The organism is Citrobacter sp. wls711 (assembly GCF_005281055.1).
GTDB lineage: Bacteria > Pseudomonadota > Gammaproteobacteria > Enterobacterales > Enterobacteriaceae > Citrobacter > Citrobacter gillenii.
Window position 1 is genome coordinate 112,333 of record NZ_SZXC01000023.1, and the last position, 22,287, is coordinate 134,619.

The window sequence follows — 22,287 nt, forward strand, 5'->3', positions numbered from 1 at the left end:
TGGGAGTAATAACAATGCAAGAGAACTATAAGATTCTGGTGGTCGATGACGACATGCGCCTGCGCGCGCTACTGGAACGTTATCTGACCGAGCAGGGCTTCCAGGTTCGAAGCGTCGCAAACGCTGAGCAGATGGATCGTCTGCTGACCCGTGAATCCTTCCACCTTATGGTACTGGATTTGATGCTGCCAGGTGAAGATGGTCTGTCGATTTGCCGCCGCCTGCGTAGCCAGAGCAACCCAATGCCGATCATTATGGTGACGGCGAAGGGGGAAGAGGTTGACCGTATCGTTGGGCTGGAAATCGGCGCTGACGACTATATCCCGAAACCGTTTAACCCGCGTGAACTGTTGGCGCGTATTCGTGCCGTACTGCGTCGTCAGGCGAATGAACTGCCGGGCGCGCCGTCTCAGGAAGAAGCGGTTATCGCTTTTGGTAAGTTCAAACTGAACCTCGGCACCCGTGAGATGTTCCGTGAAGATGAACCTATGCCGCTGACCAGCGGTGAATTTGCCGTGCTGAAAGCGTTGGTCAGTCACCCGCGTGAGCCGTTGTCCCGCGATAAGCTGATGAACCTGGCCCGTGGTCGCGAGTACTCCGCGATGGAACGTTCTATTGACGTGCAGATTTCCCGTCTGCGTCGTATGGTGGAAGAAGATCCGGCACATCCACGTTATATTCAGACCGTATGGGGTCTGGGCTACGTCTTTGTCCCGGACGGTTCTAAAGCATGAGGCGAATGCGCTTCTCGCCACGAAGTTCGTTTGCTCGCACGTTATTGCTCATCGTCACCTTGCTGTTCGCCAGCCTGGTGACGACTTATCTGGTGGTGCTGAACTTCGCGATCCTGCCGAGCCTCCAGCAGTTTAATAAGGTCCTGGCTTACGAAGTCCGTATGCTGATGACCGATAAACTGCAGCTGGAGGACGGCACGCAACTGGTCGTGCCTCCCGCATTCCGCCGGGAAATTTACCGTGAGCTGGGGATTTCCCTCTATTCCAACGAAGCCGCTGAAGAGGCGGGGTTGCGTTGGGCGCAGCACTATGAATTCTTAAGTCATCAGATGGCGCAGCAGCTGGGTGGCCCGACGGAAGTTCGCGTTGAGGTCAACAAAAGCTCGCCGGTCGTGTGGCTGAAAACCTGGCTGTCTCCGAATATCTGGGTTCGCGTTCCTCTCACTGAAATTCATCAGGGCGATTTCTCGCCGCTGTTCCGCTATACGCTGGCGATCATGCTGCTGGCAATCGGTGGTGCGTGGCTGTTTATTCGTATCCAGAACCGGCCGTTGGTGGATCTGGAACATGCGGCGTTGCAGGTGGGTAAAGGCATTATTCCGCCGCCACTGCGCGAATATGGTGCCTCTGAGGTGCGCTCGGTGACCCGAGCCTTCAACCATATGGCGGCGGGCGTGAAGCAGTTGGCTGATGACCGAACGTTGCTGATGGCCGGGGTGAGCCACGATTTACGTACGCCGCTGACGCGTATCCGCCTGGCGACCGAGATGATGGGGGAAGAAGACGGCTACCTTGCGGAGTCCATCAATAAGGACATCGAAGAGTGTAACGCCATTATCGAACAGTTTATCGACTATCTGCGCACCGGGCAGGAGATGCCGATGGAGATGGCGGATCTGAACGCGGTGTTAGGAGAAGTCGTTGCGGCAGAAAGCGGTTATGAACGTGAGATTGATACCGCGCTGCAGCCTGGCCTCATTCAGGTGAAGATGCATCCGCTGTCGATCAAGCGCGCGGTTGCCAATATGGTGGTCAATGCTGCCCGCTATGGTAATGGCTGGATTAAGGTTAGCAGTGGCACAGAGCCACATCGCGCCTGGTTCCAGGTCGAGGATGATGGTCCGGGCATCAAACCGGAGCAGCGTAAGCATCTGTTCCAGCCGTTTGTACGCGGCGACAGTGCCCGTAGTACCAGCGGTACCGGTCTGGGCCTGGCGATCGTGCAGCGCATCATCGATAACCATAACGGCATGCTGGAAATCGGCACCAGCGAACGCGGTGGGCTGTCGATTCGCGCCTGGCTTCCGGTTCCTGTTTCCCGTGTGCCGGGAACAACCAAAGACGCATAAAAAAGGGAGGCGAAAGCCTCCCTCTGTTTATGGGGTAAACAGTAAAACCTCTGGCTTAAATTGCTTTTAATTGATTAATTATAAATGGGTTTTTTTGAATTAATAAAAGCAGTTTTCTTGGTGCTCCAGTGGGTTGGCGTCGTTTCGTTTCCCAGCTTTTAACCAGGTCATAACTCACACCAACCGCTATGGCAAAATCCTGTTGGCGTAACCCTGTTGCTTCGCGGATGGCTTTAACATCAATTTCGCTAAAAGTATGTACATGTTCAGGTTTAGGTGTTTCTTCACCTTTCTCTATACGTACCATTTCTTCTGCACTGGCCAGCAAATCGGCAAATAATTCGTCTTTCATTTTGGCCTCACCACACCGGATCGCGGTGTCCTGATGATTAAAATTCTCATAATTAAATCAGCATATCGGATAAGTGCATTAAAACTCTTTTTTGCTCTTCGGTTAAATCATCCTGTTCATTCTTAGGATAGAGCAAAGCCAGATAGATTCGACCTTTACGCGTCACGTTGTAATAGATAACCCGAATACCGCTGCGCTTACCCATACCAGAGCGACTCCAGCGAATTTTTCTGAATCCCCCCGTACCAGCGATAGTATCCCCTGCCTCAGGGGTTTCAATAAGCGCCTCTTGAAAGGCACGAAACTCATCGTCAGGTAAAAGTAACGGACGGCGTTTACTAAATCCCTGTAGCTCAATAAATGTGAACATGGCGCTTCCTGCGCATGGGGCTAATAGTACAAATTATAGGTGTACGGAGTACATTTTAAAAGAGTAAATACAATAAAAAGCCCCTTATCCTCTCAGATAAGGGGCTATATAACGAATCAAAAATTACAGCTTCGGACCGGCGCTGACTAACGCGGCGCCCGCTGGGGTATCGGTATACTTCTCGAAGTTTTCGATAAACAGTTTCGCCAGCGCATTGGCTTTTTCCTGCCACTGTTCTGGTGACGCGTAGGTATTACGCGGATCGAGAATACGAGTGTCTACGCCCGGCAGTTCGGTTGGGATCGCCAGGTCAAACATCGGCAGACGGAACGTTTCTGCGTCATCCAGAGAACCGTTCAGGATGGCATCGATAATGGCGCGGGTATCTTTAATCGAGATACGTTTGCCGGTACCGTTCCAGCCGGTGTTAACCAGATAGGCCTGTGCGCCAGCAGCCTGCATGCGTTTCACCAGCACTTCTGCGTACTGCGTCGGGTGCAGTGACAGGAAGGCCGCCCCGAAACAGGCAGAGAACGTTGGGGTCGGTTCAGTCACGCCGCGCTCGGTTCCGGCCAGTTTGGCGGTGAAGCCAGACAGGAAGTGGTACTGGGTTTGATCTGCGGTCAGACGGGATACCGGTGGCAGAACGCCAAACGCATCGGCGGTCAGGAAGATAACCTTGGTGGCATGGCCCGCTTTTGACACTGGCTTAACGATATTATCGATGTGATAAATCGGGTAGGAAACTCGGGTATTCTCAGTTTTAGAACCGTCATCGAAGTCGATAGAACCATCTTCATGTACGGTGACGTTTTCCAGCAGCGCATCGCGGCGAATCGCATTGTAGATTTCTGGTTCTGCATCTTTAGACAGCTTGATGGTCTTCGCGTAGCAGCCGCCTTCGAAGTTGAACACGCCGTCGTCGTCCCAGCCGTGCTCATCATCGCCAATCAGGCGACGTTTCGGGTCGGTAGACAGCGTGGTTTTACCGGTACCGGACAGGCCAAAGAACACCGCTACATCACCTTTTTCACCGACGTTAGCCGAGCAGTGCATGGAGGCAATACCCTTCAGCGGCAGCAGGTAATTCATCACGGAGAACATGCCTTTTTTCATCTCTCCGCCGTACCAGGTCCCGCCAATTAACTGAATACGTTCAGTCAGGTTGAAAGCCACGAAGTTCTCAGAGTTGAGCCCCTGTTCTTTCCACTGCGGGTTGGTACATTTCGCACCGTTCATCACGATAAAATCTGGTTTAAAATTAACCAGTTCCTCATCGCTTGGGCGGATGAACATGTTTTTAACGAAATGCGCCTGCCAGGCGACTTCGGTAATAAAGCGCACGGAAAGACGGGTATCGGCGTTCGCGCCGCAGAATGCATCAACGATAAACAGGCGTTTGCCTGAGAGTTGCTGGGTGACTAATCCTTTCAGGTGTTGCCAGGTTTCCTGGGAGAGCGGTTTGTTGTCGTTCTTACCTTTACCCTTGTCGGACCACCAGAGCGTATCTCGCGTGGTGTCGTCACGGACAATGTACTTATCCTTTGGCGAACGTCCGGTAAAGATACCAGTATCAACAGCAACGGCACCCAGATTAGTTAGCACTCCGCGCTCGTAGCCTTCCAGATTTGGATCAAGTTCTTCCTGGTACAGCAGGTCATAGCTGGGATTGTAAACGATATCCTGAACGTCATTGATACCATAAGCCTTGAGATCTTGCGGGGTTAAACTGTTGTTCACACGCATTTCACTGCTCCTTAGCCAATATGTATTACCTGGAATAGTAAGGTTTTTTAGGGATTGCTAACCGCGACAAGGCTCATAGATTTACGCATCCGGCAAAATCACAGATAACTGAATACGCTGCGACTCCTGTCACAAAGAGGCGGATATTATGGCAGGAAACCCTTTTTTGTTGTGGAAAATGTTCTTAAAACGTTAATGGAGAGTATATTTGGCGGGAATCTTGTGAGTGTAATCGCATTCATGTAGGAAAATAACGTAACTCAAACATATGAAATATCGATTCACGTCGCGTTGTGAGGGGCTGAAAGACACCGGTAAGTGCCAATAATTGTGATGTTGATGCGATAATGATCTTTTCCCTTCATTCTGGATTACGACATGGACAGTGTTGAGCTTTCACGTACGACCCGCTGGGGCATGATGTTTATTGGCCTGCTGCAAGGCGTAGTGTGTTACCTGCTGATGACTTACCTCATCCCCCATAACAGTAGCTGGCTGTTCTATGGAATGCCTGTAACGATAGCGCTGACGTCGGCGATTCTGCTTTCTGTGGTCTCGTTTAAACAGCGCGCGCTGTGGTGCTGGATGGCGGTGATCTTCTGCGTCGTACTGGCGATGAGCATCTGGTTGAAGGGGCACGTTGAAGGAGGGAACCGGTGGAATGAGGATGAGATTTTCTTTGTTTACGGTTGGCGCCTCTTTCTCATGGCTATGCTGGCGTTACCCTGGATCCAGTACCAACTCCATACGCGTACCGACCAGGCGCGCTATCCGCAGTTTTACAGCCAGATATGGTTGAATGTTCTGACATTGCTGATCGTCTTTGTCGCCAACGGCCTGTTCTGGATGGTCCTCCTGCTGTGGAGCGAGATGTTTAAGCTGGTCGGTATTCCCTTTTTTAACACGCTATTCTTTGAGACCGACTGGTTTGGTTATGTAACGTTTGGCCTTATTACCGCGCTGGCGGTGATTCTGGCACGTACGCAGTCACGCCTGGTGACGGCGGTACAAAAGCTTCTGACGTTGATCGCCACGGGTCTGCTGCCTCTGGTCGCGTTGTTAGCGCTGATGTTTATGCTGACATTACCCTTTACCGGTCTGGAGGCGATTTCGCAACGGGTGTCTGCGGCGGGGCTGATGTCGACGCTGACGTTGCTGCTCCTGCTATTGATGGTCGTTGTGCGCGAGCCGCAAAAACGCGACTTACCCTATCCAGGGGCATTACGTTATCTGATTAACACCTCACTTCTCGTCGCCCCGGTTTATATGTTGATAGCCAGTTGGGCGCTCTGGGTCCGCGTGAATCAGTATGGCTGGACGCCTGAGCGTCTGCATGGTGCGCTGATCATCGCAGTGCTGCTGGTTTGGTCGCTCGGCTACATGGCGAGCATTATGCGCCGTGGACACAATCCACTGGAAATTCAGAGCAAAGTCATCCTCGGTGTTTCGTTACTGTCTCTGGGACTGTTGATTCTGCTGACGTCGCCGGTCATTGACGTCTGGCGTATTAGCGTCAACAGCCATATGGCCCGTTATCATAGTGGCCAAATTTCACCGGATCAGGTCAGCCTGTACATGTTGCGTAATAGCGGAAAACCGGGGCGTGCTGCGTTGGAGGCGTTACAAAAGGATGACGCTTTCACTAAGGACAGTAAGCGCAGACGTGATTTAAACGCCATTCTACGCGGGAACCTCGATCCCATGCGGGAACTGACCACAACGCAGCTGGCACCGATGGTGATGATTGCGCCGGGTAGCAAAAAACCCGATGACGCATTCTGGCGGTTTGTAAAACAGCAAAGCTACCGCATTACCTCCTGTGTTGAGCAGGATGCATGCGTGCTAGTGAATCAGGATCTTAACGCAGATGGTCAGCCGGAGCAGGTGCTCTATGCTTTTGGCGAGGGAGAAAGTCTGATCTTTGGCATGAAGGAAAAGCAATGGTCTTTGCTCGGCGCAGCCCAGTTACCTGAAGGATTCACGAAAGCGCAGCTTTTGCAGGCGGTGGAAAATCACAGGCTAACTACAGCCCCCAGAATCTGGCGTGATATCACTCTCGATGGGAAACGGTTGGAGATTAACTACTACGCTGAGTAAACGCTGGAATAAGTAGCCCGGCAGAATGGATTGTCTGCCGGGCTATGAACTTAATGTACTTGTGGGTCAGCAGGGGATGCGTTGTTGCGGATCTCAGCAATATCCATCGCGTTAAACAGATAGTGGCTCGCGCAGTAATCGCAATTCATATCGATCTCGCCTTCTTCCGCCAGAATGCTGTCCACTTCTTCGTCCGGCAGGGTTCTTAACGCATCTGCACAACGTTCACGTGAACAGGTGCATTTGAACACCACGTCCTGCGGATCGTACAGGGTCACCTCTTCTTCGTGATACAAACGCCACAGCACATCATTCGCTGGCAGCGTCAGCAGCTCTTCGGCTTTAATGGTTTCCGTCAGCGTGGCGAGGTGGGTAAAATCATCGGCCTGCGCGTCTTGTGCTGGCATCACCTGCAACAGCATACCGCCTGCTGCAGGCTTGCCATCGACGTCGCCAGTGCGGATAAACAGACGCGTTGGCAGCTGTTCTGAACGCAGGAAGTAATCTTCCAGACAGGCGGCCAGCGTGTCACCTTCCAGACCCACCACGCCCTGATAGCGTTCACCTTCTTCCGGTGTAATGGTGATCACCAGATAGCCGTTACCGACCAGCGTTTTCAGATCTGCATCTTCAGGGATATCGCCCTGAATGCGCGCGACACCGCGCATCTGCTGCTTGTTGTTACCGTTAATCACTGCCAGGCTCAGCGGGCCATCGCCCTGGAGCTGTACGGTGATATCACCGGCAAACTTTAGCGTAGCGGTCAGCAGGCTGGTGGCGACCAGCAGCTCGGCCAGCACGGTTTTAACCGGCTGCGGGTAAGTATGGTTTTCGAGGATCTGTTGCAGGGTTTGTGAAACAGTTACCAGCTCGCCGCGCACGGCAAAGTTTTCAAACAGATAACGATGTAATTGGTCATGTTGCGGCATAATCATCTCTCTTGCGGGTGACAGTCATTCACTGTCGCCGTGTTTAAATCGTAACAGGTCGCGGCGCTCTTTTTTGTCCGGTCGCCTGTCCGGGTGCGGCATGGTCAACGCGTTAAGTTTACGCGCCAGCGCTATTTTTTCGCGCTTTTCCACGCTTTGCGCGGTTTCTTCGTACAGCGTAACGGCTTCCGTTGCCGGGCGACGCTGTTCGGTAATGGCCTTAATAATCACCGTCCGCTCGTCATTTCCCTGGCGCAAGGTGAGGGTGGCATTCAGCTCGACAATCTTGCTCGGCTTACTGCGCTGCCCGTTGTAATGCACCTTACCGCCTTCAACCATTTCGCGAGCTATCGCACGCGTTTTATAAAAACGCGCAGCCCACAGCCATTTATCCAGCCTGACGTCAACAGGGGGCTTCTCTTTCATGGCATCTCCTTCACATCAGTGAGGGGATCAGTCGGCGGTAGTCATTCAGTGACGGATGGCGTGCATACTGTTTTTCCGCAATACCTGAATCGGGATTGGTCACGCCGAGGCAGTAACGAATGCCGAATTGAGCAGCGGCGTCGAGAATGGCTTCGCTGTCGTCAATAAACAGCGTTTTCTCAGCACGCATTCCCGTTTCTTCAGCTACAGCGTGCCATAACCGCTGATCCTCTTTGGGATAACCAAATGTATGGGTGGAAAGTAATAAATCAAGGTGTGAGGCCAGACCGGTATGCTCCAGCTTCACCGCCAGGTTGTGTGGATGCGCGTTGGTCAGCAAAATACGGCGCTTGCCGCAGGCCTTTAAGGCATCAAGAAAGGGGACAGTATCTTCGCGCAGCACGGCGCGTGGCCCTTGGGCTGTCGTCATGGCACAAATATCCAGACCCAGGCGTTCGCTCCAGTAATCCAGGCAGTACCAGTTTAGCGTATGTTGCACGGCGTGATATTGCTGGCGAATATAGTTCTGGGCTTCCTCGGGAGAGATCCCCTGTTGCGCGCCATACGTTTCCGGCACCAGTTTTTGCCAGAAATAGTTATCGAACGCCAGATCGAGCAGTGTGCCGTCCATATCCAGCAACACGGTGTCGACGTCCTGCCAGGCGATATCAATATGCATAGGAACTCCCAAAGGAAAACAGATGCGCGACAGGGTAGCATATCCTGTCGCGCGGGCGTGTTATCGAATGAGGCTTTCCGGATCGTCAATCAGCGTGGGATTCAGGCAACTTTCGTAGTATCCCTGAATTTCTGCGATGCGTGAGCGGTGGCGCTGGTAGCGTCTGAACGCCTGAATGCCGTTATAGAGCGCACAACCCAGCATGGAAAACATCAGCAAGGTGGTGCCGAGATAACGCCACAGGCCTGAACGATCCGGGATACGGTGCAGCCCGATGTGCTGGGTTCCATTGGCATCGGTCGTGACATTGGTGACGATCCCTTCCGCGCGGAAGGGTGTCTGCATGAGCATCTGCGCCAGACGCTGGAAGGCGTTCCACTGCTCCTGAGGCGGATAGTCATACAACGATGTGGCAGGCCAGGGCTGATCGACCAGATCGCTGCCTTCGTCACTGATAATCAGGAAGCCGCCAGGTGCAGGGCTGTTCAGTGCCTGAGCGGCGCGGGCGGTCTCACGAGCAATAAACGGCGCAGTGGAGGTATTGACCAGGTTATCCAGCGACTCGGCGCTGACCGGGCGCAGCAACACGTTTACACCATCCAGCTTACCTGCGTTGGCCCGCTTCACCAGCGCGGTCCAGTCTTTACTGTTACCCAGATTGACCAGCGCATTTTTCAGGCGCACACATTCATCTTCGGCGGCGCACAGGTCGGCGGTCTTCAGCACAATCTCACCAAAGTCATCCAGTAATACCATGCCGGATTTCTGAATGGCCGATCGTAACGATGCGCTGACACGGGAATCATCATCGGGTTTGGGGTGTAGTTGGCGGCTGACGGCCTGCGTGAGTGCCGTCGCTTTATTCACCAAATCGGACTCGGGCAGCGGCAGCGCGCGTGCATCATTCCAGATAATCTGTGAGCAATCGAAAGGTAGAAAAGGCGTGGTGGGCTGTGCGTTCCAGCTTCCGGATGTGTGAATGTTGCACATTCCCGTACCGCTCAGATGCAGGGTATCGCCGACGCGAACCCCGGCGTTTTCGAGCTGCTTAACGCTGGTGGCCTCGATAGTTTGCGCACCTTTCATCCAGGACAGCGTGAATTTTATCGGCATATCCAGCGGGATCCAGAACAGCAGCATCAGCAGGACCAGCAACGATCCCCCTGCGATAACAGCGCTGCGTAGCCAGTGCTGCAAGGGGAAGTTTTTCACTTCGTCATGCAAGGATAAAAAACGCCCCTGGCGGACAACATGGCGATCGAGATAAATATCGATATCCGTTTGTTGCCCGAGATCTTGCACAATGTAGGGCTGCCAGTGAGGCGGATAAATCAGATCGATAATACCCAGTGAGATATTATTAATGTGTTCCTGGTCGTTTTCGCCAAACAGCCCCCAACGACGCGGGGTTCCGCGCAGGCAATGGATCTCCCGCAGGGCAGTTTTAGACGGCGGGGCGAACAGTCCCCACAGGCCCGCAGCCAGCAGCAATACGGCACCACCGGCCAGCCACGGTACAAAGCCATCCGGCACGATTAGGCAAAAGAAGAACAACAGGAAAGATGCGGCAATCAGCAACGCCTCGCGGAGTCCTGCCGGGCGGCTCAGCGCATACTCTTCATGGGTTTCCTGGCGAATATTTAGCAGCTCAATTTGCTCGCTTTCTTCACCACGAATAGAGGCCTGCGTCGATGCAGTATGCTGTAGCGCATAGCCACGCGCTTCCTGCATGTACTCTTGCAGCGTATGACCGTTTAACGAGATCACCAGCGGTAGCGTATTGGTGTGGATCAGCTCAACGCTATTTTCGTCATTGATGTATTGTTCCCAGAAGGGAGGCAAATGCACTTCGACGGAATCCAGATAATAACGCCACTTATTGGGATCGTCCGTGGTGATACCGTAGCGCGTAATCGAATGGGTAAGCACGATGACGCTATTACTTTGGGCATTCAGTGTGAGCGATACAGGGGCGGCGCTGGCGCCTGTTGGGCCCGGTATCTGCTGATTTTGACTCAGGTTTTCCAGGTAGTTTTCGACTGCGCTGCGCTCTTCGGGCGTCAGTTTACGCTTATTGGCGTCTGAGAAAACGTTACTCCAGGGCAGTTTTTGCCGCCTGGATTTTGATCTGAGTCGCCACCCTGCAAGTAACGAGCAGGCCAGCAAAGCAGCTAAAAAAATCAGAATGGTGCTCATGCTTTCCCCATCTTACTTAGTCTGTCAGGCGTGGTCAGTCGCACCCTGGAAAATAATCGTGATTCTGTCGTTGGCTATCGGCAAGCGTGGAGTTGAACTTGAGCATCTTTAAAGTACAGCCCAGTAAATGCGAATCATAGCAAAATCACCAAAAACGGCATATCAGCAAATTCCTGGAGTTATTTCAACCTATTGACTTTTAATTTGAAATGGGAATTAACTTTTAGTACGTTACATAAATGTAAATAAACGGCAATTCACATTGCCGAAACCGTGCGGTATATCGCACAATGACCCCAGATTTCACGGCAAAGACTCTCACGATGAGCAAATCATTACAAAAACCCACGATTCTGAAAGTGGAAACCGTCGCACAATCCCGGCTGTTTAAAGTCGAAAGTGTTGACCTTGAGTTCAGCAACGGCGTACGCCGCGTCTACGAACGTATGCGTCCGTCCACGCGCGAAGCGGTAATGATTGTGCCGATTGTTGATGACCATCTGATTCTCATCCGCGAATACGCGGTCGGGACCGAATCTTATGAGCTTGGTTTTTCCAAAGGGTTAATCGATCCCGGTGAAAGCGTGTTTGAAGCGGCGAATCGGGAGCTGAAAGAAGAGGTCGGGTTTGGGGCAAATGACCTGACGTTTTTGAAAAAACTCAGCATGGCACCGTCCTATTTCTCCAGCAAGATGAACATCGTCGTGGCCGAGGACCTGTATCCTGAATCGCTGGAAGGTGATGAACCCGAGCCGTTGCCGCAGGTGCGCTGGCCGCTGGCACATTTGATGGATTTGTTAGAAGACCCGGACTTTCACGAAGCGCGTAATGTGAGCGCGCTGTTTCTGGTGCGTGAATGGCTGAAAGGGCAGGGACGACTGTAGCGTATAGCGCCGGAAGGTGACGCCAGAGGCGTCTTATCCGGCCTACAATGTTGCGTTAAGTAGGCCGGATAAGCGAAGCGCCATCCGGCAATAGATCAGAACAGTTCGTGAGCCTCACCATTATCAATAATGGTGGTCCCCACTTCATGTACCGCCTGCTGTGTGGGCTGAGTCCCTTCAATAAAATACTCTTCGCGACTGTTGCCGCCGCTCGCCAGTTGACCGGTGCTGCGATCGATATTGACCGTTACGATACCTGGCGGTGGCGTCAGCGGCTGCTCTGGTACGCCCTCTAACACACTCTTCATATAGGCATCCCACGCTGGCTGGGCACTCTTCGCCCCCCCTTCATAGCCGGAGATCTGATCTTTGATCGCACCCGAGGCCGTAGAGTGTCCAAGGTTACGGCGATGGTCATCAAAACCAATCCATACCGAGGTCACGACCCCTGGGCCGTAGCCGGAGAACCAGGCATCTTTCGAGCTGTTGGTGGTCCCGGTTTTACCGCCGATATCTCGACGCTGTAAATCACGACCTGCACGCCAGCCGGTACCCATCCAGCCGGGCTCACCAAAGATATTGGTGTTCAGCGCGCTTTTAATCAGGAACGCCAGCGGCGTGTTGATCACATGCGGGGCGTATTCCTGGGTCCCGCTTTGCGCGACCAGCGCCTGATTCGCCTGCTCAAGTTGCGGCATTGGCACCGCGGCATTCTGCTGTTCCTGAGAAATGGCAACGTCTTCAACGTTACTGTTTTCCAGCACGTTAGATTTCTGGGTGTCGCCATAAATCACCGGAATATCACACTCCGGACAGGCAATTTTGGGCTTCGCTTCGAAGATAACACCGCCCTGATCGGTTTCAATCTTACTGATGAAGTACGGATCAACCAGGAAACCACCGTTGGCCATCACCGCGTAGCCGCGGGCAACCTGCAGCGGGGTGAACGAGGCGGAACCCAGCGCCAGCGACTCGGTATGAACAATATTTTGCGCCGGGAAGCCAAAACGTTGCAGATACTCTGCTGCGTAATCTACACCCATCGCGCGCATGGCGCGGACCATCACCACGTTCTTCGACTGACCCAGCCCCTGACGTAAGCGGATAGGGCCGGCATATTGCGGCGGTGAGTTTTTCGGCTGCCAGTCAGAACCTGCGCCCGCATCCCAGCGGGAAATCGGGACGTCATTCAGCATACTGGCCAGCGTCAGGCCTTTATCCATTGCCGCGGTGTAGAGGAACGGTTTGATGTTCGAACCGACCTGACGTAACGCCTGGGTAGCACGGTTAAACTTGCTCTGGTTGAAATCAAAGCCACCAACCAGCGCCATTACCGCGCCGTTTTGCGGATTGATGGAGACCAGCGCGGAGTTGACGTCAGGAACCTGCGCCAGCCACCAGGCGTCACCGACCTGGCGGACCCAGATTTGCTGACCCGTCTGGACAACATCGGTCACTTTTCGCGGCGTCGGGCCCTGTTGGGTATCGGAGCGGTAAGGACGCGCCCAGCGCATGCCTTCCATACGCAGCGCCACCGATGTGCCGTCCGCCAGCGTGGCGGTCGCTTCCTGTGGATTTGCGTTGGTGACCACCGCCGGCAGCAGCGGTCCGTAGGTCGGCAGCGCTTTTAGTGAGTCGGTGATTTTCTTGGTGTCCCAGGCGCTTTCGCCCACTTTCCATAGCACGTTTGACGGGCCACGGTAGCCGTGGCGCATGTCGTAATCCATGACGTTATTACGGACCGCCTGCTGGGCCGCCTGTTGGACTTTACGCGTAATGGTGGTAGTGATGCGATACCCGTCTTCATAGGCTTTTTCACCATAACGGCTATACATTTCCTGGCGCACCATTTCAGATAGATACGGCGCAGAGAAGGCAATTTCCGGCGCGTGATAGTTGGCGTCAATAGCTTCGCTGCGTGCCTGATCATACTGGGCCTGCGTGATGTAGTTTTCGCTCAACATACGCGACAGCACAACGTTACGTCGCGCGGTAGCCCGGTCCATTGAATAGAGCGGGTTGAAGGTTGACGGTGCTTTTGGCAGACCGGCGATGACTGCCATCTCGCTTAAGCTGAGCTGGTCGACCGTCTTACCGAAATAGACTTGTGCTGCGGCACCAACGCCATAGGCGCGATACCCCAGGTAGATCTTATTCAGATAAAGCTCGAGGATCTCATCTTTACTCAGCAGTTGCTCGATGCGGATCGCGAGGAAGACCTCTTTGACCTTACGCATCAGCGTGCGTTCCGGGCTGAGGAAGAAGTTTCTCGCCAACTGTTGGGTGATGGTACTCGCCCCTTGCGACGCGTGCCCGGAGAACAGCGCAACGCTGGCCGCACGGAAGATCCCCACCGGGTCAACGCCGTGGTGCTCATAAAAGCGGCTGTCTTCGGTGGCGATAAAGGCTTTGACCATTTCCGGTGGCATCTGATCCAGCGTGACCGGAATACGACGTTTCTCGCCATATTGCGCGATCAGTTCGCCGTCAGCGCTGTAAACCTGCATCGGGATCTGCAAACGCACATCTTTTAACGTCGCGACGTCAGGTAATTGCGGCTCAATATAGCGATAGAGGCCATAAATCGAGCCTGCTCCCAGCAGGATGCAACATACTGCAAGGATTAATAAATACTTTACGAACTTCACTGGAGATTTCCCATTTAGTGGCATTTGGGCAGTTTATAAACAAACGCGCGGTAGTATAAAGGCAAGCCAGACGCATTGATATACCCGTTAGAGCAACGGGTGATAAGGAGATCATCAGCAATGGCTTTCAATATCTGGCAAATTGGTCTGCATATTCAGCAACATGAAGTGCTGGCTGTGGCCGTCGTTCGCGACGCCTCCGGTTGGTTTCTACAGCGCTGGTGGCGGTTGCCGCTGGCGAACCAGACGATTGCCGACGGGCACATTCGCGCACCTGAACAGCTCAGCAAGGTGTTATTGCCGTGGAGTCGTGAACTTCCTCGCAGACACCACATTCATCTGTCCTTTCCCGCCCACAGGACGTTACAAAAAAAGATCCCCCGCCCAGTCATGACGCTGCGTGAGCCAGAACAAACGGCATGGTTGTCTGGGTCGATGGCGCGTGAGCTGGATATGGACCCAGATGCGCTGCAATTCGATTATAGCGAAGACACCTTAAGTCCGGCCTTTAACGTGACCGCCGCGCAAAGCAAAGAGGTGTCGACCCTCCTGACGCTGATGCAAACGCTGAAAGTACAGATAACCGCCATTACGCCGGATGCCAGCGCGTTACAGCGCTTTATACCGTACTTATCGGCGCCTCAGCAGTGTCTGGCCTGGCGCGATGACGCGCAGTGGTTGTGGGCGACTCGTTATGCATGGGGGCGTAAACCGGTGGGCGACAGTCACGCTATCGACGATCTTGCCGCAACATTATCGCTTTCCCCGGAAGAGATTGCGTTGTGCGGGCCAGGCCGTTTTGACCCCTTAAGCGTGGTGTCTGTTCGTCAGCCGCCCATTCCGCCTGAAAGTCATATCTTTACTATTGCGCTTGGGCTGGCAATGGGGGGAACAGACTGATGATAGCGACCATCAACCTTCTCCCCTGGCGTCAGTCACAGCGGCGCGCCTGCCTGCGGTTTTGGGCTGTTTTATTTAGCGGATCGCTGCTGTTGATCGTTGGCTGTGCACTGAGCTATTACGCTGTCGTCATCGAAGACAACCGGGCAAAAACGGTGAAGATAGCTGCTGAGAAAATGCGGGGCGAGGCGCTTGTGGCCCAAAAACCGCATTTACTCCTGCGCCAGCAACAATGGCAACAGCGACAGCTGCGTAAAACGCAGCGAGATCAGACGCGAAGCTGGCAACCGATGCTCGAAGGACTGGCAAATTTACTGCCCGAACAGGTGTGGCTGACAACCCTGACCTGGCAACATGAAGTGCTGGAACTGAGCGGAATGGCGCAGAACTTTAGCGCCCTCAATGCGCTGGAAACGCAATTACGCAAACAGTCCTTTTTTCGCTTAGGCGACCCCGGCGAAACTCAGAAGGATGCGTTGGGACGTTGGCAATTTCACTATCGTCTGACGCGGAGTGTGATGCATGAACGTACTCTGTGATCGTTGGCTGGCCTTGTCGCCGCGTTGTCGAATCGTCTGCTGGGGCGGCTGGAATGTCGTCATGGCGCTGATGGTCATGTTGTGCCTGCTTTATCCGCTACGGCAAGAATGGAACGTACAACGGGAGGAACTGCGGCAGCAACATGCGGCGAACCAGGCGCAATGGCGGAATCTGTACCAACTGGTTACACCGGCTGACCCCACACTTTGGGCTAATGACGAGAATACGATGCCTTTTTCCGCTCTGGATTTTCAGACTCCGCTTTCACGCCTGACTCACTGGCAGCCTTCTGCACAGGGCGGGGAGATGACGCTGAAGCCCGCCTGGGATGCTGTTCCAGCATTGTTTGTCCGGCTGGCGGAACGGGGGATGCAGGTCAACAGTTTTTCTCTTCGCCTGGAGGATGCCGAGCTGATGCTAACACTGCAGTTGGAGCGCCTGAATGACGGTTAAGCGTGGACTGTTGGTGGGGATTAGCCTGCTGATACTGACCGGGATGCGCGATCCTTTCCAGCCGCCGGAGGATCGTTGCCATACCACTGAGCTGTCGACGTGGCGTTATCAAGGCGCGGTAAGCCGGGGAGCGCGCCTGATTGGCCTGGTTCAGGATGGTAAAAATACATGGCGGCGGATCGAACTGCATGAGGCGCTGAAGGGGGGATGGACGGTTTCTCATATCTCGGCACAAAGCATAACTATTGAGATGGGTAAAGACTGTGAGCCGTCACGCTGGCAGTGGCAACGACAAGGAGAAGGGCATGAAGCGATGGATAGCCGTGGTGCTGATGGTCGTCATCCCCAGCGTGCTGGCGGGAAAAGCGCCAAACGTGACGCTGGTGGTGGATGATGTTCCCGTGGTTCAGGTATTGCAGGCGATGGCTGAGCAGGAAGGCAAAAATCTGGTGATTTCGCCCGATGTCAGCGGCGTGATGTCGTTGCATTTGACGGATGTCCCGTGGAAGCAGGCATTCCAGACGGTGGTGAAAAGCGCCGGACTGGTGTTGCGCCAGGAGGGGAACATCCTGCATGTGCATTCGGTAGGCTGGCAGAATGAAAATGTGGCACGCCTGGAGAGCGAGCAGGCGCGGCGGCAGGCCAGTCTCCCGCTGGAACATCGCAGCATTGTTTTGCAGTACGCTGACGCCGCCGATCTGGCAAAAGCGGGTGAGAAACTGCTGAGCGCCAAAGGCAGTATGACGGTAGATAAACGCACGAATCGACTGCTGCTTCGCGATAACAAACCTGCGCTGATGGCGCTGGAAACGTGGGTGTCGCAGATGGACTTGCCGGTTGAACAGGTCGAACTGGCGGCACACATTGTGACGATTAACGAAAAAAGCCTACACGAGTTGGGCGTGAAATGGTCGCTGGCCGACGCCACGCAAGCGGGGACGGTGGGCAACGTCACTACAATGACCAGCGATCTCTCTGTGTCCGCAGCGACGTCGCGTGTGGGGTTTAACATTGGTCGTATCAATGGTCGTCTACTGGAACTGGAGCTGTCTGCACTGGAGCAAAAACAGCAGCTTGATATCATCGCCAGCCCACGATTACTGGCTTCTCACCTGCAACCTGCCAGTATTAAGCAGGGCAGCGAGATCCCTTATCAGGTATCCAGCGGGGAAAGCGGAGCCACGTCCGTTGAGTTCAAAGAAGCCGTACTGGGAATGGAGGTGACGCCAACCGTGCTGCAAAAAGGGCGAATTAGACTAAAGTTGCATATCAGCCAGAATGTCCCCGGGCAGGTGTTACAGCAGGCGGATGGCGAAGTACTGGCTATCGATAAGCAGGAAATTGAAACGCAGGTCGAGGTAAAAAGCGGAGAGACAATCGCGCTGGGTGGGATTTTTTCGCATAAAAATAAATCTGCGGCGGACAGCGTGCCGTTGTTAGGCGATATCCCCTGGCTTGGATATTTATTTCGCCATGACGGTAAAGAGGATGAGCGGCGCGAGTTAGTGGTTTTTATCACGCCCAGACTGGTCTCGAGCGAATAATTTATGCATGAAAAGCCGTTGTTTTTGCACTGGACATGTTTCAGAAATTTGACGTGCGGGTGTATTTAGCATACAAGGAGTACCGATTTGAGCGTCGGTCGTTTTCTTTACTTGTGCACCGGTAATACGCTTTGCCTTTCTGGTGGTGTGTCATGGGTTGATTTGGCGTCATTTGGCCGTGCGATTCGTTGCCAGGCCTGATGTTTGCAGGGCAATACGCCTGCCACGACCAGAAATGCGAAAGGTTTGGTGATTTATTCAGTTGCCAAACCCGCTTGAGTATTGAGATAATTTTCAGTCTGACTCTCGCAATATCTTATGAGGTTTCAGTTCATGTCCTGCTGCGCTGAGTGTCTGCGAAGCGGGTTTATCATTAACGAATAGTCTTAGTAGTACCGAAAAAATGGCAGAGAAACGCAATATCTTTCTGGTTGGGCCTATGGGTGCCGGAAAAAGCACTATTGGGCGCCAGTTAGCTCAACAACTCAATATGGAATTTTACGATTCTGATCAAGAGATTGAGAAACGAACCGGAGCTGATGTGGGCTGGGTCTTCGATGTAGAAGGTGAAGACGGCTTCCGCGATCGCGAAGAAAAAGTCATCAACGAGTTGACGGAAAAACAGGGTATTGTGCTGGCAACTGGCGGTGGCTCTGTTAAATCACGTGAAACACGTAACCGTCTTTCCGCGCGTGGCGTCGTGGTCTATCTTGAAACGACAATTGAAAAACAACTTGCGCGAACTCAACGCGACAAGAAACGCCCACTGCTGCAGGTAGAATCACCGCCTCGCGAAGTTCTGGAAGCGTTGGCTGACGAACGCAATCCTCTGTATGAAGAGATTGCTGACGTGACCATTCGCACCGATGATCAGAGCGCTAAAGTCGTGGCAAACCAGATTATTCATATGTTGGAAAGCAACTGATTCTGGCTTAATACACTCGTCTGCGGGTACAAGTAACTAAGGTGGATGTCGCGTCATGGAGAGGATTACAGTCACTCTCGGGGAACGTAGTTACCCTATCACCATCGCGGCTGGTTTGTTTAATGAGCCGGCTTCATTCTTACCGCTGAAATCGGGCGATCAGGTTATGTTGGTGACCAACGAAACCCTGGCTCCCCTTTATCTCGATAAGATTCGCGGCGTACTTGAACAGGCGGGTGTTAATGTTGATAGCGTCATCCTTCCCGACGGCGAGCAGTATAAAAGCCTGACGGTGCTGGATACGGTATTCACAGCATTACTGCAAAAACCGCACGGTCGCGATACCACGCTGGTTGCTCTTGGCGGCGGCGTGATTGGCGATCTTACCGGTTTTGCAGCCGCCAGCTATCAGCGCGGCGTACGTTTTATTCAAGTTCCGACAACGCTGTTGTCGCAGGTTGATTCCTCCGTTGGCGGCAAAACCGCCGTAAACCATCCCCTCGGCAAGAACATGATTGGTGCTTTTTACCAACCCGCTTCCGTGGTGGTGGACCTCGACTGTCTGAAAACGCTTCCTGCGCGTGAACTGGCGTCGGGTCTGGCGGAAGTGATCAAATACGGCATCATCCTTGACGGTGAATTTTTCAGCTGGCTGGAAGACAATCTGGACGCATTACTGCATCTGGACGGTCCGGCAATGGCGTACTGTATCCGCCGTTGTTGTGAGCTGAAGGCAGAAGTTGTCGCAGCAGACGAGCGCGAAATGGGCTTACGTGCTTTACTGAATCTGGGGCATACGTTTGGCCATGCAATCGAGGCTGAAATGGGTTATGGCAATTGGTTACATGGTGAAGCGGTGGCCGCAGGTATGGTAATGGCTGCTCGTACGTCAGAACGTCTGGGTCAGTTTTGCTCCGCGGACACGCAGCGCATCATTACGCTGCTGAAGCGGGCAGGCTTACCGGTTAATGGACCACGTGAGATGTCCACTCAGGCCTATTTACCGCACATGCTGCGTGATAAAAAAGTGTTGGCGGGGGAGATGCGTTTAGTGCTTCCGTTGGCAATAGGGAAGAGTGAAGTGCGCGGCGGAGTGTCGCACGAGGTGGTTCTTAACGCTATTGCTGATTGCCAGCAGGCGTAACAACAAGAAAGGTCCGGCTTGCGTTGTAAGGCGTAAGTCTTTTAGCTTCAGGTTATGTGCAACGTCGTAAGCATTAACCTTTGAGTGGGGTGTTAAATGGATGAATTCAAACCAGAAGACGAGCTGAAACCCGATCCCAGCGATCGTCGTACTGGTCGTTCTCGTCAATCGTCTGAACGCGATAATGAGCCGCAAATCAATTTTGATGATGTTGATCTGGATACTGACGATCGTCGTCCAGCGCGCGCGCGTAAAGAACGTGACGAAGAGCAAGACATTGAAGAAGACTATGAATCTGATGACGATACCGTGGATGAAGAGCGTGTAGAACGCCGTCCGCGTAAGCGTAAGAAGGCCGCCAGCAAACCTGCCTCTCGTCAATATATGATGATGGGTGTGGGGGTTCTGGTGCTGCTGCTGTTGATAGTCGGCATCGGTTCAGCGTTGAAAGCCCCCTCATCTCCCTCTTCCAGCGATCAGACGGCGTCTGGCGAGAAGAGTATCGATCTTTCTGGCAATAGCGCGACCGATCAGGCGAGCACCACTCAGCCTGCAACGACTGCTGAGCAACCGGCTGGCAATGCGCAGCAGGATGTTTCTCTGCCGCCAATTTCTTCTACGCCAACTCAGGGGCAAGCACCTGTTGCCGCTGAAGGTCAACAGCGTGTTGAAGTTCAGGGCGATCTGAATAATGCCCTGACGCAACCGCAAGGTCAGGAACAGGTGAACAACGTGGCTGTGAACTCCACGCTGCCAACCGAACCTGCTACCGTTGCACCTGTTCGTAATGGCACTACGGCGCGTCCTGCAACAACGGAGCCTGCTGAGCGTCACGCGACTGCGCGTCCGGAACGCAAACAGGCCGTTATTGAGCCGAAGAGCAAACCGCAGACGACCGTGAAAGCAACGCCGACAGAGCCAAAACCTGTTGCCCAGGCGAAGCGCACTGAACCGACTGCGCCAGTGACTGCACCGGTTACTACGACCAAAGCCCCTGCGGCAACGACTGCGCCAAAAGCGACAGCTGAGCCTAAAGCAACCGTCAGTACCACCACACCTGCGCAGACTGCTACTCCTGCGCCAACTACGGCAACGCCTGTAGCGGGCGGAGCAAAAACGGCAGGTAATGTTGGGGCGTTAAAATCAGCGCCGTCCAGTCATTACACTCTGCAGCTCAGCAGTTCTTCTAACTACGACAACCTGAACGGTTGGGCGAAGAAAGAGAACCTAAAGAACTACGTGGTGTATCAGACGACGCGTAACGGTCAACCGTGGTATGTTCTGGTGACGGGTGTATATGCATCTAAAGACGATGCAAAACGTGCGGTGTCTACGTTGCCAGCCGACATTCAGGCGAAAAACCCGTGGGCGAAACCGCTGCATCAGGTTCAGGCCGATCTGAAGTAAGATAGGATATGTTCTGCAATGGTTTGATGTTTCGCCCAATTGCGGGACAAAGACTAAAGCGCAGGATGCTGTCGGAGCTTTCTCCACAGCCGGAGAAGGTGTAATTAGTTAGTCAGCATGAAAAAAAATCGCGCTTTTCTGAAGTGGGCAGGGGGAAAATACCCCCTGCTTGATGATATCAAACGGCATTTGCCTCAGGGCGAATGTCTTGTCGAACCCTTCGTGGGTGCAGGGTCGGTGTTCCTCAACACCGACTTTTCTCGTTATATTCTTGCCGATATCAACAGCGACCTCATCAGTCTCTATAACATCGTGAAGTCGCGTACCGATGAGTATGTGCAGGCTTCGCGCGAGCTGTTTGTCTCTGAGACCAATCAGTCTGAGGTGTACTATCAGTTCCGGACAGAATTTAACGCCAGCCAGGATCCGTTCCGACGTGCGGTACTGTTCTTATACCTCAACCGTTTTGGTTACAACGGCCTGTGTCGGTACAACCTGCGTGGCGAATTTAACGTGCCGTTTGGCCGTTATAAAAAACCCTACTTCCCGGAAGCTGAGTTGTATCATTTTGCCGAAAAAGCGCAGAATGCAGAGTTTCATTGCCTCTCCTATGAAGAGTGCATGGAGCGTGCTGATATCAACTCTGTGGTTTATTGCGACCCGCCTTATGCACCGCTGTCGGCGACGGCGAATTTCACCGCGTATCACACCAATAGCTTTAGCCCGAAAGAGCAGGCGCATCTGGCCGAAATGGCAGAAAAGCTGGTCAGTAAGCAGATCCCGGTGTTAATTTCGAACCATGACACGCCCGATACGCGCGAGTGGTACCGAGCGGCGAAGCATTTTCAGGTAAAAGTGCGGCGCAGTATAAGCAGCAACGGCGGCACACGTAAAAAGGTGAATGAACTGCTGGCTCTGTACAAACCAGGAGTCGTAACGCCTGCGAAAAAATAATTCTCAAGGA

General features: G+C 53.4%; 21 protein-coding genes. 13 read left to right on the top strand and 8 right to left on the bottom strand.

Annotated elements, in window-relative coordinates; all coding sequences use genetic code 11:
* Window positions 1-14 precede the first annotated feature (14 nt).
* Window positions 15-734: a two-component system response regulator OmpR gene (gene ompR / locus FDW98_RS09045; protein ID WP_001157751.1), complete on the top strand. Its 720-nt coding sequence runs from the start codon at window positions 15-17 to the stop codon at window positions 732-734.
* Window positions 731-2,083 carry a two-component system sensor histidine kinase EnvZ gene (envZ, locus tag FDW98_RS09050; RefSeq protein WP_096759268.1) on the top strand — a complete coding sequence of 451 codons (1,353 nt, stop codon included), beginning with the start codon at window positions 731-733 and terminating at the stop codon, window positions 2,081-2,083. Before ompR ends, envZ begins: the two co-directional genes overlap by 4 nt.
* Before the next feature lie 55 nt (window positions 2,084-2,138).
* Here the strand turns inward: envZ and nadS are convergent, their stop codons facing one another.
* The 3 genes from nadS to pckA all read right to left on the bottom strand — a co-directional run bounded on the left by nadS (window position 2,139) and on the right by pckA (window position 4,551).
* Window positions 2,139-2,435: a NadS family protein gene (nadS, locus tag FDW98_RS09055; protein ID WP_003837894.1), complete on the bottom strand. Its 297-nt coding sequence runs from the start codon at window positions 2,433-2,435 to the stop codon at window positions 2,139-2,141.
* 52 nt (window positions 2,436-2,487) lie between these two features.
* Complete coding sequence (locus tag FDW98_RS09060; protein WP_096759269.1) at window positions 2,488-2,805, bottom strand: toxin HigB-2; 318 nt, start codon at window positions 2,803-2,805, stop codon at window positions 2,488-2,490.
* 123 nt (window positions 2,806-2,928) lie between these two features.
* The gene (gene pckA / locus FDW98_RS09065; RefSeq protein ID WP_096759270.1) at window positions 2,929-4,551 is read right to left on the bottom strand and encodes a phosphoenolpyruvate carboxykinase (ATP); all 1,623 of its coding nucleotides are present in this window, start codon (window positions 4,549-4,551) and stop codon (window positions 2,929-2,931) included.
* 378 nt (window positions 4,552-4,929) lie between these two features.
* On the opposite strand from pckA, the gene FDW98_RS09070 reads away from it, so the two are divergent.
* Window positions 4,930-6,648, top strand: a complete 1,719-nt coding sequence (locus FDW98_RS09070; RefSeq protein WP_096759271.1) for a DUF4153 domain-containing protein — start codon at window positions 4,930-4,932, stop codon at window positions 6,646-6,648.
* Between the two features lie 50 nt (window positions 6,649-6,698).
* Here the strand turns inward: FDW98_RS09070 and hslO are convergent, their stop codons facing one another.
* From hslO to igaA, 4 genes are read right to left on the bottom strand one after another with little or no spacing between them, the layout of a single operon-like run.
* The gene (gene hslO / locus FDW98_RS09075; protein WP_096759272.1) at window positions 6,699-7,577 is read right to left on the bottom strand and encodes an Hsp33 family molecular chaperone HslO; all 879 of its coding nucleotides are present in this window, start codon (window positions 7,575-7,577) and stop codon (window positions 6,699-6,701) included.
* Window positions 7,578-7,601: 24 nt separating this feature from the next.
* Entirely contained in the window at window positions 7,602-8,003 is a 402-nt protein-coding gene (gene hslR / locus FDW98_RS09080) for a ribosome-associated heat shock protein Hsp15 (protein WP_115257302.1), read from the bottom strand.
* Window positions 8,004-8,013: 10 nt separating this feature from the next.
* Entirely contained in the window at window positions 8,014-8,682 is a 669-nt protein-coding gene (gene yrfG / locus FDW98_RS09085) for a GMP/IMP nucleotidase (protein WP_096759274.1), read from the bottom strand.
* Between the two features lie 60 nt (window positions 8,683-8,742).
* Window positions 8,743-10,878 (bottom strand): intracellular growth attenuator protein IgaA, encoded by a 2,136-nt coding sequence (gene igaA, locus FDW98_RS09090; protein ID WP_096759275.1) that lies wholly within the window; start codon window positions 10,876-10,878, stop codon window positions 8,743-8,745.
* Between the two features lie 323 nt (window positions 10,879-11,201).
* Between igaA and nudE the strand changes: the two genes are divergently transcribed.
* Window positions 11,202-11,762 (top strand): ADP compounds hydrolase NudE, encoded by a 561-nt coding sequence (gene nudE / locus FDW98_RS09095; protein WP_161959015.1) that lies wholly within the window; start codon window positions 11,202-11,204, stop codon window positions 11,760-11,762.
* A gap of 95 nt (window positions 11,763-11,857) precedes the next feature.
* Here the strand turns inward: nudE and mrcA are convergent, their stop codons facing one another.
* Window positions 11,858-14,410, bottom strand: coding sequence for a peptidoglycan glycosyltransferase/peptidoglycan DD-transpeptidase MrcA (gene mrcA / locus FDW98_RS09100; protein ID WP_170975202.1), 2,553 nt, complete (start codon window positions 14,408-14,410; stop codon window positions 11,858-11,860).
* 120 nt (window positions 14,411-14,530) lie between these two features.
* Between mrcA and FDW98_RS09105 the strand changes: the two genes are divergently transcribed.
* From FDW98_RS09105 to dam, 9 genes are all read left to right on the top strand, one after another.
* Window positions 14,531-15,310 carry a DNA utilization protein HofM gene (locus FDW98_RS09105; protein WP_096759278.1) on the top strand — a complete coding sequence of 260 codons (780 nt, stop codon included), beginning with the start codon at window positions 14,531-14,533 and terminating at the stop codon, window positions 15,308-15,310.
* Window positions 15,310-15,849 (top strand): PilN domain-containing protein, encoded by a 540-nt coding sequence (locus tag FDW98_RS09110; protein ID WP_096759279.1) that lies wholly within the window; start codon window positions 15,310-15,312, stop codon window positions 15,847-15,849. Before FDW98_RS09105 ends, FDW98_RS09110 begins: the two co-directional genes overlap by 1 nt.
* A complete protein-coding gene (locus tag FDW98_RS09115) occupies window positions 15,833-16,303 on the top strand; it encodes a hypothetical protein (RefSeq protein ID WP_096759280.1) in 471 nt (156 codons plus the stop codon). The genes FDW98_RS09110 and FDW98_RS09115 overlap by 17 nt, the downstream gene beginning before the upstream one ends.
* On the top strand, window positions 16,293-16,697 hold the full coding sequence (locus FDW98_RS09120; RefSeq protein ID WP_096759281.1) for a HofP DNA utilization family protein: 405 nt from the start codon (window positions 16,293-16,295) through the stop codon (window positions 16,695-16,697). Before FDW98_RS09115 ends, FDW98_RS09120 begins: the two co-directional genes overlap by 11 nt.
* Window positions 16,609-17,847, top strand: a complete 1,239-nt coding sequence (hofQ, locus tag FDW98_RS09125; RefSeq protein ID WP_096759282.1) for a DNA uptake porin HofQ — start codon at window positions 16,609-16,611, stop codon at window positions 17,845-17,847. Before FDW98_RS09120 ends, hofQ begins: the two co-directional genes overlap by 89 nt.
* Before the next feature lie 403 nt (window positions 17,848-18,250).
* Window positions 18,251-18,772 (top strand): shikimate kinase AroK, encoded by a 522-nt coding sequence (aroK, locus tag FDW98_RS09130; protein ID WP_003023552.1) that lies wholly within the window; start codon window positions 18,251-18,253, stop codon window positions 18,770-18,772.
* A gap of 55 nt (window positions 18,773-18,827) precedes the next feature.
* Window positions 18,828-19,916 carry a 3-dehydroquinate synthase gene (gene aroB, locus FDW98_RS09135; RefSeq protein WP_096759283.1) on the top strand — a complete coding sequence of 363 codons (1,089 nt, stop codon included), beginning with the start codon at window positions 18,828-18,830 and terminating at the stop codon, window positions 19,914-19,916.
* A 96-nt stretch (window positions 19,917-20,012) separates the two neighbouring features.
* Complete coding sequence (gene damX, locus FDW98_RS09140) at window positions 20,013-21,323, top strand: cell division protein DamX (RefSeq protein ID WP_096759284.1); 1,311 nt, start codon at window positions 20,013-20,015, stop codon at window positions 21,321-21,323.
* Window positions 21,324-21,440: 117 nt separating this feature from the next.
* Window positions 21,441-22,277 carry an adenine-specific DNA-methyltransferase gene (gene dam / locus FDW98_RS09145; RefSeq protein WP_137398834.1) on the top strand — a complete coding sequence of 279 codons (837 nt, stop codon included), beginning with the start codon at window positions 21,441-21,443 and terminating at the stop codon, window positions 22,275-22,277.
* Window positions 22,278-22,287 lie beyond the last annotated feature (10 nt).

Coding starts and splice junctions, on each gene's coding strand:
- ompR (WP_001157751.1), top strand. CDS start 15: ATGCAAGAGAACTATAAGATTCTGGTGGTCGATGACGACATGCGCCTG.
- envZ (WP_096759268.1), top strand. CDS start 731: ATGAGGCGAATGCGCTTCTCGCCACGAAGTTCGTTTGCTCGCACGTTA.
- nadS (WP_003837894.1), bottom strand. CDS start 2,435: ATGAAAGACGAATTATTTGCCGATTTGCTGGCCAGTGCAGAAGAAATG.
- FDW98_RS09060 (WP_096759269.1), bottom strand. CDS start 2,805: ATGTTCACATTTATTGAGCTACAGGGATTTAGTAAACGCCGTCCGTTA.
- pckA (WP_096759270.1), bottom strand. CDS start 4,551: ATGCGTGTGAACAACAGTTTAACCCCGCAAGATCTCAAGGCTTATGGT.
- FDW98_RS09070 (WP_096759271.1), top strand. CDS start 4,930: ATGGACAGTGTTGAGCTTTCACGTACGACCCGCTGGGGCATGATGTTT.
- hslO (WP_096759272.1), bottom strand. CDS start 7,577: ATGCCGCAACATGACCAATTACATCGTTATCTGTTTGAAAACTTTGCC.
- hslR (WP_115257302.1), bottom strand. CDS start 8,003: ATGAAAGAGAAGCCCCCTGTTGACGTCAGGCTGGATAAATGGCTGTGG.
- yrfG (WP_096759274.1), bottom strand. CDS start 8,682: ATGCATATTGATATCGCCTGGCAGGACGTCGACACCGTGTTGCTGGAT.
- igaA (WP_096759275.1), bottom strand. CDS start 10,878: ATGAGCACCATTCTGATTTTTTTAGCTGCTTTGCTGGCCTGCTCGTTA.
- nudE (WP_161959015.1), top strand. CDS start 11,202: ATGAGCAAATCATTACAAAAACCCACGATTCTGAAAGTGGAAACCGTC.
- FDW98_RS09105 (WP_096759278.1), top strand. CDS start 14,531: ATGGCTTTCAATATCTGGCAAATTGGTCTGCATATTCAGCAACATGAA.
- FDW98_RS09110 (WP_096759279.1), top strand. CDS start 15,310: ATGATAGCGACCATCAACCTTCTCCCCTGGCGTCAGTCACAGCGGCGC.
- FDW98_RS09115 (WP_096759280.1), top strand. CDS start 15,833: ATGAACGTACTCTGTGATCGTTGGCTGGCCTTGTCGCCGCGTTGTCGA.
- FDW98_RS09120 (WP_096759281.1), top strand. CDS start 16,293: ATGACGGTTAAGCGTGGACTGTTGGTGGGGATTAGCCTGCTGATACTG.
- hofQ (WP_096759282.1), top strand. CDS start 16,609: ATGAAGCGATGGATAGCCGTGGTGCTGATGGTCGTCATCCCCAGCGTG.
- aroK (WP_003023552.1), top strand. CDS start 18,251: ATGGCAGAGAAACGCAATATCTTTCTGGTTGGGCCTATGGGTGCCGGA.
- aroB (WP_096759283.1), top strand. CDS start 18,828: ATGGAGAGGATTACAGTCACTCTCGGGGAACGTAGTTACCCTATCACC.
- damX (WP_096759284.1), top strand. CDS start 20,013: ATGGATGAATTCAAACCAGAAGACGAGCTGAAACCCGATCCCAGCGAT.
- dam (WP_137398834.1), top strand. CDS start 21,441: ATGAAAAAAAATCGCGCTTTTCTGAAGTGGGCAGGGGGAAAATACCCC.